Annotated in this window: 8 protein-coding genes; 3 read left to right on the top strand and 5 right to left on the bottom strand. The window is 45.4% G+C overall.

All coding sequences use genetic code 11. The features are described from left to right. Window positions 1–74 precede the first annotated feature (74 nt). Together OSCIL6407_RS0120020 and OSCIL6407_RS0120025 are read right to left on the bottom strand one after the other, a co-directional pair. Entirely contained in the window at window positions 75–1,181 is a 1,107-nt protein-coding gene (locus tag OSCIL6407_RS0120020; RefSeq protein ID WP_007354517.1) for an AI-2E family transporter, read from the bottom strand. Window positions 1,182–1,256: 75 nt separating this feature from the next. Then, on the bottom strand, window positions 1,257–2,111 hold the full coding sequence (locus tag OSCIL6407_RS0120025) for an Npun_R2479 family HD domain-containing metalloprotein (protein WP_007354516.1): 855 nt from the start codon (window positions 2,109–2,111) through the stop codon (window positions 1,257–1,259). A gap of 397 nt (window positions 2,112–2,508) precedes the next feature. Here OSCIL6407_RS0120025 and OSCIL6407_RS0120030 point away from each other — a divergent pair, with 397 nt between their 5' ends. Continuing rightward, window positions 2,509–4,311, top strand: coding sequence for an efflux RND transporter periplasmic adaptor subunit (locus tag OSCIL6407_RS0120030; protein ID WP_007354515.1), 1,803 nt, complete (start codon window positions 2,509–2,511; stop codon window positions 4,309–4,311). Window positions 4,312–4,497: 186 nt separating this feature from the next. Here the strand turns inward: OSCIL6407_RS0120030 and OSCIL6407_RS38595 are convergent, their stop codons facing one another. Next, the gene (locus tag OSCIL6407_RS38595; RefSeq protein ID WP_456077490.1) at window positions 4,498–4,620 is read right to left on the bottom strand and encodes a hypothetical protein; all 123 of its coding nucleotides are present in this window, start codon (window positions 4,618–4,620) and stop codon (window positions 4,498–4,500) included. 513 nt (window positions 4,621–5,133) lie between these two features. Between OSCIL6407_RS38595 and OSCIL6407_RS0120035 the strand changes: the two genes are divergently transcribed. Then, window positions 5,134–7,470 carry a CBS domain-containing protein gene (locus OSCIL6407_RS0120035; RefSeq protein WP_007354514.1) on the top strand — a complete coding sequence of 779 codons (2,337 nt, stop codon included), beginning with the start codon at window positions 5,134–5,136 and terminating at the stop codon, window positions 7,468–7,470. 266 nt (window positions 7,471–7,736) lie between these two features. On the opposite strand, the gene OSCIL6407_RS0120040 is transcribed toward OSCIL6407_RS0120035, so the two are convergent. Continuing rightward, complete coding sequence (locus tag OSCIL6407_RS0120040; protein WP_007354513.1) at window positions 7,737–8,351, bottom strand: TetR/AcrR family transcriptional regulator; 615 nt, start codon at window positions 8,349–8,351, stop codon at window positions 7,737–7,739. Window positions 8,352–8,454: 103 nt separating this feature from the next. Between OSCIL6407_RS0120040 and OSCIL6407_RS0120045 the strand changes: the two genes are divergently transcribed. Then, window positions 8,455–9,201: a 3-oxoacyl-ACP reductase family protein gene (locus OSCIL6407_RS0120045; RefSeq protein WP_007354512.1), complete on the top strand. Its 747-nt coding sequence runs from the start codon at window positions 8,455–8,457 to the stop codon at window positions 9,199–9,201. A 216-nt stretch (window positions 9,202–9,417) separates the two neighbouring features. On the opposite strand, the gene OSCIL6407_RS0120050 is transcribed toward OSCIL6407_RS0120045, so the two are convergent. Beyond that, window positions 9,418–11,992, bottom strand: a 2,575-nt coding sequence (locus OSCIL6407_RS0120050) for a CBS domain-containing protein (RefSeq protein ID WP_324603624.1), incomplete at its 5' end; no start/stop codon positions are given.

The following is an 11,992-nucleotide window of genomic DNA, read 5'->3' on the forward strand; positions in this document are numbered from 1 at the left end:
TTTGTTTGTGTAGTAGCGGTTTCAACCGCCAAATCATATATTAATCCTCTTAATTACCAATTACCCATTACCCATTACCCATTTTCCACCTTTTCTATTTCCTTCAATGCTTGACCATTAAAAGGATTGTAAAAAAATGAACCAGTTTGCGGCGGTAACTTGGGATTAAGTAAAATTTCCACAATACTTTTCACAACTCCCGTTAGAGGAATCGCTAAGATTACCCCCAAAACCCCTCCCACTCTACCTCCCAACAGTAAAGCCGCGAAAATAACCACAGGGCTAAATCCTGTTAAACTACCCATAATCCGAGGGGCAATTAAATTATCCTTCACCTGTTGAAGAGCGATCGCAGCTACCAAAACCTCCAGTGCTAACCACCAATCAATAAACGCCACAATAATGCTCACTGCACCAATTCCTAGAGTTGCCCCAATAAAAGGAATGGCTTCTAACAACCCGATGAACACAGCAAATAGCAAGAAAAAAGGAACCTGTAAAACCCAGAAAACCAGAGTCAGCCCGATGGCCATAAATAGGCCTAACAATAACTGTCCCGATACAAATCGCTGAAGATTTCTCTCCAAAGTTTCTGTTAAGACATAGCGAATTTCTGGCGCAAAAATACTCGTCAAACCCCGCCAAACTCTTTCCCCATCTAACAACATATAAAACGAAATTACGAGGATTAAGATTAAGTCGAGAAACCAGTTAACTGTTCCTACAACTAAACCCAAACCGCTAGCAGCGATCGCTTGTACTTGTTCCTGCACTTTAGCAGACAATTGCTGCTCCAAGATTTGCACGTCAAACGGCAAATTACGCTCCGCACTCCAAATCTGAAACTCCGCTAATTGCTGTCGCCCAGACTCTAGTAAGTCTGGGAATCTGACCGCTAATTGTGCAGCTTGGTTTAAAACAGGAGGTGCGATCGTCAAAACGATCACCGCCATAACCAACCCAGCAGCAAAATAAACTAGGGCCGCCGCCGCGCCCCTCGGCAAAAATACTTGCAGTCTCGCTACCGCGTAATTCAATAAAAACGCAATCAGTCCCGCCGTTACTAAAATACTGATCAATTCCGCAACATAATGAATCGCACCGAGAGTAAACCAACCTGTCACTAAAACTAGCAACCAAGTAATTAGAAACTGTTGGACGGGAGAAAACACACTATTCATGTCGATTTGATATTTCCGATTTAAGATTTAAGATTCTGGGTCGATCTAAAATCTAAAATCATTTCATAGAGCACCCTAAACAGCCATAGCTTCCTCAGCGGACAAGTCATGCTCAACTACAAACACATTCGAGTAGAGATTAGCAATAACCTGTTTGCCTTGCTGAGTCAGAGATAAGTAATGCAAGGCATCTTTTACATAAGGGTGAACCCCATGCCAGTAAAACTTGGAATAGTTAACCCGTAAATCGCCGGGATTCTTATATCCCACTTTTTGGTTAAACCCAGTTTCCTCAAATTCATAGTAAAGGGAACTAATTTTTTTGAGGTAACGAGGATCGCTGAGTTGGCCAATTAGATCGGCAGCTCGAACTAAACCTGGAAAGTTAATTGTATCTTGATGATCCGACTCTTTTGGTACGGGAAATCGAGTCAGTTCGATGTTGCGCTTAATCACCTCAGCATCGATCAGCCGATGGCCACCAAACCGCTCGTCAATAAACAGTTTAGCGCGGTCTACGTGATAAGGAGTCAAGCTAGCATCAGTAGAGCCGGGAGGTAAAGGCACTAATTCTGTGCCGTTACCCGTAGCATACCAGCCATTTCGATCCTGGCGGCAAACGCCTTTGACGTAGCCGATGTCGTGACAAACTAGGGAGATGATGAAGTGTAGCCAATCTTCGCAGGAAGCCCCGCCTTCGCGGATGTGTTTGCCTCGTAAAATTTCTTGGCCTACCAATGTCACCAAAATTGTGTGTTCAACGTTGTGGTAGAGAGCATCGCTGTTGGCGATATTTTCTAGCGCCATACTGCCTGCCCAGGCGATGATGTCTTCGTAGTCTGGTTTGTAGCCGCCGTAAGTGCGGGTGTAGCCAAACCGTATTTTCTGCACGAAGGCATCGATCAGAAGTTCAGTTGCATTAAAAACCATACTTGACAGTTGCTCGTGCTGAGTCTAGGATCGATCGGGACGCGGACACCCCTTACTATAGCAACCGCCAAGGCGGTTACGATGCTCAGGACTAGGATGCTCCCAGGCTCAGGAAAGAAGGGAAGAGAATCAATGGTTTCATCAATTCAGAACGTCCTAACCTACGAAAGCGGTTGCTATATATTGGAAAACTTGATTTTATTCTTTTTACCATAACTTAACTCTTTATAGAGTCGATCGCCCTCTAAGTCTTCGTCTAAGTCTTAGGGATGAATTTTACTCATCCTTAACAAGGATGGGTTGAGGGCAGCTAAAATGTAAACTGACGATCTTAAATCTGCAATCTTTCTTTACAATACTAAAAACTAAAGGTAAAGACTGCCGGGAGAAATCAAAAGTGACCGATCGAGTTTTACCAGAAACAGAGTACACTCAGCCACCTTTCCCTCCAGAGGGTAGACGTGGCCGCAACTTTGAGGCGAAAAGTTGGGAAGAAGAGGCGGGGGAGGATCTAGCTGTTGAAGATACCTCTAAAAACGATTTTTCTAATCAGTCTGAAAACGAAACTGCCAGCGATCGCGATCCAGAATCCGACGAAGCAGAATTAGAAGACGATCGCAGAGTTGCTAGTGGTATAGAATGGCAAGGTCTGCTAGTGGGTTTAGGAATTGGGGCCGTGACGGCGATCGCAGGTATGCAATTCTTTTTTAACCAACAGTCTCCTGCAACACCGGAAGTTAAAGCTGAATCAGCCCAATTTGAAGCAGGAATGCCTCAGAATGTTGAAGTCGCACCGGTGGAAGTTGCCAGTGTCGATCGCAGTATAGAAGGTACGGGTACTGTTGCTGCTTATGACTTGTTACCAGTTTTGGCTCAGGTTAATGGTTTGCAGATTAAGCAAGTTTTGGTCAAAGAAGGAGATGCTGTTGAAAAAGGTCAGGTAATGGCTATACTTGACGATTCTGTATTGCGATCGCAACTAGCCGAAGCGATCGCCGATGTTCAATCTGCCGATGCCACAGTACAGCAAGCACAAGCACAAGTGCAGCAAGCTCAATCCCTGCAAAACGAAACTGTAGCAGCCTTTGAGCAAGCCAAAGCCAACTTAGTACAAGCCAAAGCTAGGGCACTTCAAGCTCAAGCAGGTGTCGATCAAGCTAAAGCAGGCGTTAGCGTTGCCCAAGCAAGCGCCGCCCAAGCCCGCGCTCAATTAGAGCAAGCGCAAAGAGAAGTTGAACGCTCTCAAAATTTAGCTTCCGAGGGAGTAATTAGCGTTCAAGACTTAGAAAAGCGCAGGACAGAAGCAAAGACTGCTCAGGAAGACTTGAAAAAATCAGCTCAAGAAATCAACCAAGCGATCGAAGAAGTAAAAGTCGCTGAAGCTCAGATTATTAATGCTCAAGCAGATATTAGAAATGCCGAAGCTGGTGTTAGCAGTGCCAGAGCAAAATTTGAGACAGCAGGAACTAATATTGGTAGCGCTCAAGCGAATGTAGGCAACAATCAAGCCAGCGTCCGCAGTAGTGAAGCGCGAGTGCAGCAGTTGCAAACACAATTAGAACAAACTCTCGTGCGAGCCCCTGAAAGCGGAATTATTGCCGAAAGAATTGTTCGCGTTGGAGATGTTACTAGCGCCTCGCAGAAACTATATTCTATTATCAGGGATGGCAGACTGGAATTGCAACTTAAAGTCCCAGAAACTCAACTGCCGCAAATAAAAATTGGCACAGAAGTAAAACTAATTTCCGACTCTGATTCCCGCATCTCTTTGCGTGGGAATGTGCGGGAAATAGCGCCCAATATTGAAACCGGCAATCGTCAAGCTACTGTTAAAATTAATTTACCGAGAGTAACTGATATTAGAGAATCTCTCTTACGACCCGGAATGTTTTTACGCGCCTCCCTAGCAACAGAAAGCGCTCAAGGCTTGACAGTCCCAGCCAAAGCAGTTGTACCGCAAACCAATGGTACGGGAATAGTTTATCGGCTGGTAGGCGAAAATAAAGTACAAGCTCAATCTGTTGTCCTGGGCGAGGTTGTCGGTGCTATGGGAGGCAATTTAAGTAAGGCTAAGGTGGAAATTAAGAGCGGTTTAAAGGCCGGCGATCGGGTAGTGATTGCGGGTGTTGAAAACCTTAAAGATGGCGATCGCGTTAATGTAATTTCTGAAAATGGCATGGTTCCTAATACTAAATTATAGCCAAGAAAAAGGAATAGGAAAGAACAAAATCCGGCGGTTGAAATCGCATCTACACACACAAAGTCCGCAAGCACAACGGCTTGGAGAGGGTATTAAAGATATACAAAAGCGCATAGGCATAACCAGCGTCCAACAGTGCGACAGAGACCGCGCTGAATGTCTGATATCATGTCCGGTCGATTACCATTAATAAAAAAAACCTGTAAGTATTGGTACGAAGGGATCGTCATCATGGGCGATCGCGCTTGACTTGATATGAGCGGGCGGTGAGACTTCGCACGTTCGGCGAGTAGTTCGACCCTTCGGCAAGACTTCAGTGTGAGCGCTCAGTAAACTTGTCCCGATCGCTGCGATCTTTTTGAAACTTTAAGACACTCAACGCTTTACGATGAAGGATTCAGAGGTATAGCAACCGCTAGGGCGATTAGGGCAAGTACAACTTTTACCTTTAGTCCATAATCCCTTACGGAATAACCTCTTGTCTCTTCCCTCTTCCCTAGCCCCTAGCCCCTAGCCCCTAGCCCCTAGCCCCTAGCCCCTAGCCCCTAGCCCCTAGCTATATTCTCACCCCTGAATCCCTTTCGAGATCTCAATTTTCCTTCCCTTTGTCAAAAATTCATATTTTCTTAAGTTTTAAGTGTACAATTTATTGGTAAGGGAACGCCGCATCAACGCTGAATCATAATTTATCTATCAATTATCCCAGTGTAACAATTGATTAAGATAAATTAATAATCAATTAAGTTGGATAAAGAATAGCTGTAAATCTTACAAAACATTTACCACCATTGGTAAACAATCCCGATAATAAGCGAACTAACCATGCACCTTAACGGCCTGCCTATTTATTCGTCAGCTTTGGAGCAAGCCATCGATCGCCATCCTTTAACAGTTGCTCCCGATACCTACCTGATCGATGTCCTAGCTCTCATGAGCCAAGTACGTAGCAGTTGCGAACTGCCCAGTTGGTACCAATTTTGTCAATTGGATACCATTCATGACCCCAGCGCGATCGGCGAAGCACGAGCTAGCTGCGTCCTGGTGATGGAAGGGTTACAGCTCTTAGGTGTTTTCACCGAGCGAGATATAGTCAGGCTCACCGCCAACGGCATCAGCTTGAACTCAGTCAGAATTGCCGAAGTAATGACACGCTCCGTAATTACCCTCAAGCAATCCGACTCCCAAGATATTTTTACAGCCCTATCTATATTGCGCCAACACCGGATTCGCCATCTACCCATTGTTGACGATCGCGGACTACTAATGGGCATAGTCACCCCCGAAAGTATTAGACAAGCGCTACAACCCGTCAACTTGCTAACTAGCTTGCGCTACGTCACAGACGTAATGACATCCGAAGTTATCTACGCGCTAAAAACTGCCTCCGTACTCAACCTCGCGCAACTAATGGCACGCCATCGAGTCAGTTGTATTGTGATTGTCGAAGAGAAAAATCGGTATCAAAACTATAGAAAACCACGAAAAGAAAAACCTTTTGAACTGACGCAATTTCTAGCTCCCAGAGCAACACAGAGGGAAAATTCAAGACCAATATTTGCGTCTTTTTCTCCTAATAATTGCACTTCATCCGAATTTGGTACTAATTGGGAAAAGGGGGAACTGTGGACAGAAGAAGAATTCCCAATTCCCCCCTATCAAAGTCCAATTCCTCAAGTTGAATACCCCATAATCAACACCAAATTATTAATGCCTGTAGGCATTGTCACTGAGCGAGATATTGTGCAGTTTCACGCCCTAGAACTGAATTTATCACAAATACAGGCTGCTGATGTCATGAGTAGCCCTTTGTTTTGTCTGGCTCCCTCAGACTCATTGTGGATAGCTCATCAGGAAATGCAGCGCCGTCGAGTACGTCGCTTAGTCGTAGCTGGAAGTGAAGGCGAACTTCTGGGAATAGTTTCCCAGACAAGTTTACTGCAAGTTCTCAATCCCTCTGAGATGTACGGAGTGATCGAACTTTTGCAGCAAGCCGTTGACGATCGCACTGCTGAATTAAAGAAAGCCAACGAGCAATTGCAGCAGGAAATTTTAGTACGTCAGAGAGCAGAAGAGGCTTTGCGCCAAGCTCATGATAACTTAAAAAAACAAGTTGAAGAAAGAACTGCGGAATTATCAACCACAAATGAATTGCTAAGGCGGGATATTATTAAGCGTCAGCGAGTAGAAGAAGCATTACGGCGAAAAGAAGCTCGTTTTAGAACTCAAGCCCATCAATTAGAGCAAACTATTCGTAAGTTGCAGCAAACCCAAACTCAACTGATTCAAACAGAAAAAATGTCCTCTCTCGGACAAATGATCGCTGGTATTGCCCATGAAATTAATAATCCTGTTAACTTCATCTATGGCAATCTTTCCCATATCAACTATTACATCAAAGAAATGCTAAGTGTGCTGCAACTTTATCAGCAACATTATCCAGATCCCGTCCCGGAGATTCAAGCAGCAGCCGAAGATGTCGATCTCAATTTTATGGTGAAAGACATTACCAAAATTTTGTCTTCAATGCAGTTAGGATCGGAGCGTATACGAGAAATTGTCCTATCGCTTCGGAATTTTTCCCGCTTAGATGAAGCGGATATGAAGTTAGTGGATATTCACGAGGGGATTGAGAGTACGCTGCTGATTTTGCAGCATCGGCTGAAACCTCAAAGCGGATTTTCTCCGATTGTAATTCTCAAAGACTATGGAAAACTGCCTCGCGTGGAGTGTTATGCTGGACAGTTAAATCAGGTATTTATGAATATCCTGAGTAATGCTATTGATGCTTTAGAAGAAGCACATGGACAATGGAGCATAGGCAAAGAGAAGAGCAAGGAAAGCGGACAATTGCCTATAGATGATTTTCTATTGCCACACCCTACAATTCGGATTACTACCTCTGTTTTAGATGCTGATTGGGTAGCTATTTCAATTGCTGACAATGGACCCGGTATTTCCCAGGAGATTCGCCACCAATTATTTGACCCTTTCTTTACTACAAAACCTATTGGTAAAGGAACTGGGTTGGGATTGTCTATTTCTCACCACTTGGTAGTTGAGAAACACGGGGGAATTTTGGAATGTATTTCAGCACCTGGAAAAGGAACAGAGTTTGTGATTCAGATTCCTCTCCACCCACAGTGTCGGCGACCAATTTAGAAGATAGTTTGGCGATTGAAATCGCTACTACATAGGGTTTATATTATATATAAGCAATCGCCAAGACCATTAGGGCATTCTAAATCGATCGCACTGTTCGGCTGAGCGATCGCGCCAAAGCCCTTACTTTGATTCTTTTTCCCTTCTTCCCCATCTTCCCATCTTCCCCATCTTCCCTTCTTACCCTAGCCCCTAGCCCCTTCTTACCCTAGCCCCTAGCCCCTAGCCCCTAGCCCCTTCTTACCCTAGCCCCTTTGCGATACAATCTACTGCGGCCACGATCGCAAAGCTGTCTCGACCACCTGCAATAATTCCTCTCGGTTGGCCCCAGTCGCCGCCAGAACTGACATTCCACAATTGACAGTTAGCACAAACCGAGCAAGAGCCGCAGGATCGGAGTCAACAGGCAAGTCGCCCTCCGAAATCGCCTGCTCGAAACGCTTACACAGAGAGGCTTCGATTGAGGCGCGGTATGCCGATAACTCCTGCGCCATCGGGTCTGCCGGATCTCCGCAGGAAAGGGTGCTATGAACCCAAAGACATCCGGGGGGATTCCGCGAATCCGTTCCCAGGTCAACGACTCCCTGCATAATCCGCTCCACAACACGACGCGCCGTTGGCTCTTTGAGCGCTTCGTAAACATAGGCTGATGGCCCATTGGTATAGCGATCGAGGGCTTTGCGGAATAGAGATTCTTTGTTGCCAAAGGCAGCGTAGAGGCTGGGGCGGTTGATACCCATAGCCTCCGTCAGATCCGAGAGGGACGTGCCTAAGTAGCCCTTTCGCCAAAATACGTGCATTGCCCGATTTAGTGCTTCATCAGTATCGAACTCGCGGGGCCTGCCGATCGCCGCAGTGGTTTTTTCCTGTTTCATACTCATCAATATAATATTTCCTTGACAGTTTCGCGCCCATGCCTTATATCTATACCATCCGGTACAAAACTGGAGCGCAAAGACCATACTTCAACGATAAAACAATACTATGAGCCCCAAAAATCTCACAGGAAAGGTGGCATTAGTTACAGGTGGTTCTCGTGGTCTGGGGGCAGCGATCGCCCAACGTCTCGCACAGGATGGCGCAGCCGTCGCCATTACCTATACCAGCTCACCGCAAAAAGCCGATGAAGTGGTGCTCGCGATCGAATCAGCAGGTACCAAAGCCTTGGCCATCCGCGCTGACAGTGCTGATATCGAAGCGGTAAAAAACGCTGTCACTGAGACAGTAAAAGCATTTGGTCGCCTCGATATCCTGGTAAACAACGCGGGCATCGCCGTTATGGCCCCAATCGACGAGTTCTCAATGGATGATTTCGATCGCCTGATAGCGGTTAACGTCAAGGGTGTCTTCGTAGCAACCCAGGAGGCCGTCCGTCACATGACCGAAGGCGGACGGATAATTATGATCGGCAGCGTAAATAGCGATCTTGTCCCCTTTGTCGGCGGCTCCGTCTACGCTTTAACCAAAGGTGCGATCGCCAGTTTTACGCGCGGTCTCGCCCGCGATCTCGGCCCTCGTGGCATCACGGTAAACAATATCCAACCCGGCCCCATAGACACTGACATGAACCCAGCAGAAGGGCCCTTTGCCGATAGCCTGAAAAGCACAATGGCCCTCCAGCGCTACGGCCGCACCGAAGAAGTTGCCGCTATGGTTTCCTATCTCGCCAGTCCCGAAGCCGCCTTCGTCACGGGTGCAAGTCTGAAGATTGATGGTGGTTTCGCAGCCTGAGCCAGTCAGATAGAAGGGTAATTGATAATTGCTAATTGGTAATTGGTAATTGCTAATTGGTAATTGCTAATTGGTAATTGGTAATTGCTAATTGCTAATTGCTAATTGGGGAAAGAGTTTCCTCATCTCCCCCATCTCCCCGCCCCCCTGCTCCCCCGCCCCCCTCTCTTTCCCTAGCCCCTAGCCCCTAGCCCCTAGCCCCTTCTTCTATATCTTTTACGATCGCGGATAATGGGCAGCTAAAAACGAAATAGCAGAAACGCGATCGCTCAGCGCCCCATCCAAAGTCGCTACTAACAAATCATCCAACATTTGCTTAAACTGTGGCCCTGGTTTATAGCCCAAAGCCTTTAAATCATTACCATTCAAAGGCGGAGTAATATTTGCCCACTTAGTGAGGTATTCCCAAATTTGCCGCCGTTCCCGGCGCGGACACTGCACTGCTATTAAAATTAACATTGGTAACTGATAATTCCTCAGCATTAACACCAATTTACTAGGCAGATTGCACATTGGTAAAGATGCCATCAACTTTATTTTTTCCTCTTCCAAATCTTGTAGTAACTTCACACTATCCACAGGTAATTGAAGATTTGCCGCTACCTTACCTCGATAATCTGGTGCTAAATAAGCAATTAAAACTTCTAATCGTATTAGCCAATCATTGATATTAATTCCTTGTAATTGATTAGCTATAGGCGATTTCACCTCTTTTTCACTACCATTTTTTTCAGCCTTATTCCTTATTTTTAAATAGCGATCTACCAAACGTAACTGCCACAACAAATGCCGATCTAAATCTAAAGTTGGATGAATGCAACGTAAAGCCCCCAAATCCCCCAACATTTGCAAAGCTGATTTCCAGTAGGGAGCTTGCAAAATGTGTTTCAACTCACTTTTCAGCCGCGTTTCCAATGCCGGAGCGCGGTCATTTTCCCCCTGAATTCGGTAATAAATCCCACTATCTACAGCATGACGAATATATCCTTCTGTCTGTCGCTCAATCTGAAATCCTAGCCGCACCGCAAACCGGACAGCACGATAAATTCTAGTGGGATCTTCGATAAAACTATTAGCGTGTAAAACTCGAATTTTCCGACCTTTTAAGTCTTCCAAACCTCCAAAAAAATCCAACAATTCACCAGCACGGGGATGGTTCAACCGCACAGCTAGAGCATTAATTGTAAAATCTCTGCGGTAAAGGTCTTGACGAATAGAACTTGCCTCAACTTCAGGGTTAGCTGCGGGATAAGGATAGAACTCAGTACGAGCAGTAGCAATATCTACCCAAAGCGAATCTAATTCAGAATCTTTGTGCCACAAAAGAGCAGCAGTTTGAAATTGACCGTGAACGTCCAAACGAGCAGCAGGGTAAAGTTCTTGTAGAGCTGAAGCTAATTCCACAGCCGGAGATTGTAGACTATGGTTTTTTACTGTAGGATTATTTATTGGGTAATTAACAACTGAATATTCTCGCTCTTCTTCTGTATTAACAATTGATTTTTCTTGAACTCGATCGACATTCTCCACTTCCAAATCGTGATATCCATCTACTACTAAGTCAATATCAGTCAGTGATAAACTATTTTCGGAAGCAGCAAGTAACAAATCTCTAACTGCTCCACCGACAAGATAAAGTTGCCAGCCGCGTTGTTCTGCTATCTTGGCAGTTTCCGATAAAAATTGATCTAGTTGAGGATTGAGACTGGTTGCCAGCAACTGTTTAATCGATTCAGGTAAAGAGCAAAATAGTAATTCTCTCTGCTTCTTTCCTACTCCCTCTCCTAATTTCCCCTTATCTTTTTGCTGGTGTAATTCTCGCAGCACATCTGTACGGGTGACAATTCCTACTAGCTGACCATTTTCTAAAACAGGTAAACGCCCAATATCATAAGTCACCATCAAAGACTCAATTTCTGGTAGTACAGTATCAGGTGCAATAGTTTTGAGTTGAGGTGTCATATAGCCTTTAACGGGGGCGTGACTGAAACCGTGATGTAGGGCAATATCAATATCGCGGCGAGTGATAATTCCAACTAAGCGATCGCGATCGTCCACAACTGAAAGACCAGAGTGACCATAGCGTAGTAAAATCCGGTGAGCCTCGCCGACAGAGATTTCAGGTCGAATTGTTCGCACTGGAGACGACATCAACTCACGAGCAGTAGGCGGGTAGGGAATTTGAGCTTTGAGTTGGTCAACTAATTGTGTTAAAATGATTAGGGGTTCAACGTCTCGGAGAGAGACAGAAGCAGCACGAGAGTGACCGCCACCTCCTAGAGATTTGAATAACTCATTAAGATTAGTTTCCTCAATCCGCGACCGACCAATAATAGTTAAGCGATTGAGAACAGTAGGATCTTCCGATTCTTTTTGAGAATAAACGTTAGCTAGTAACAGGGCATCATTTTCGGTCAAATCTAGCAAGCGAGATGCCAAACTAGACAATCCCGGAACAAAGGTTTCAGTAGTTAGCAACACCCAGCCTACTGTATATCCCCGCAGAGTTTCTGACTGTAAATTTTCTAGAGAAATTGTTAGCAAATCGTGCAATTGAGGAGATAAACCGGGATCGACATATTCAGCAATTACACGCAAACTCGCTCCCTGTTCCATTAACCAGGCTAAAGCATTAGCATCTCGTGCTGTAGCGTGGTCAAAAGTAAGAGAACCTGTATCAACATGAATACCTAATGCCATCACTGTTGCCTCAGCGGGAGTGAGGAATAGGGGGGATGGGGAGGATGGGGAGGATGGGGAGGATAAGGAGGATGGGGAGGAGTGGGGAGGA

The sequence above is a fragment of the Kamptonema formosum PCC 6407 genome (genome assembly GCF_000332155.1).
Classification (GTDB): Bacteria; Cyanobacteriota; Cyanobacteriia; order Cyanobacteriales; family Microcoleaceae; genus Kamptonema; species Kamptonema formosum.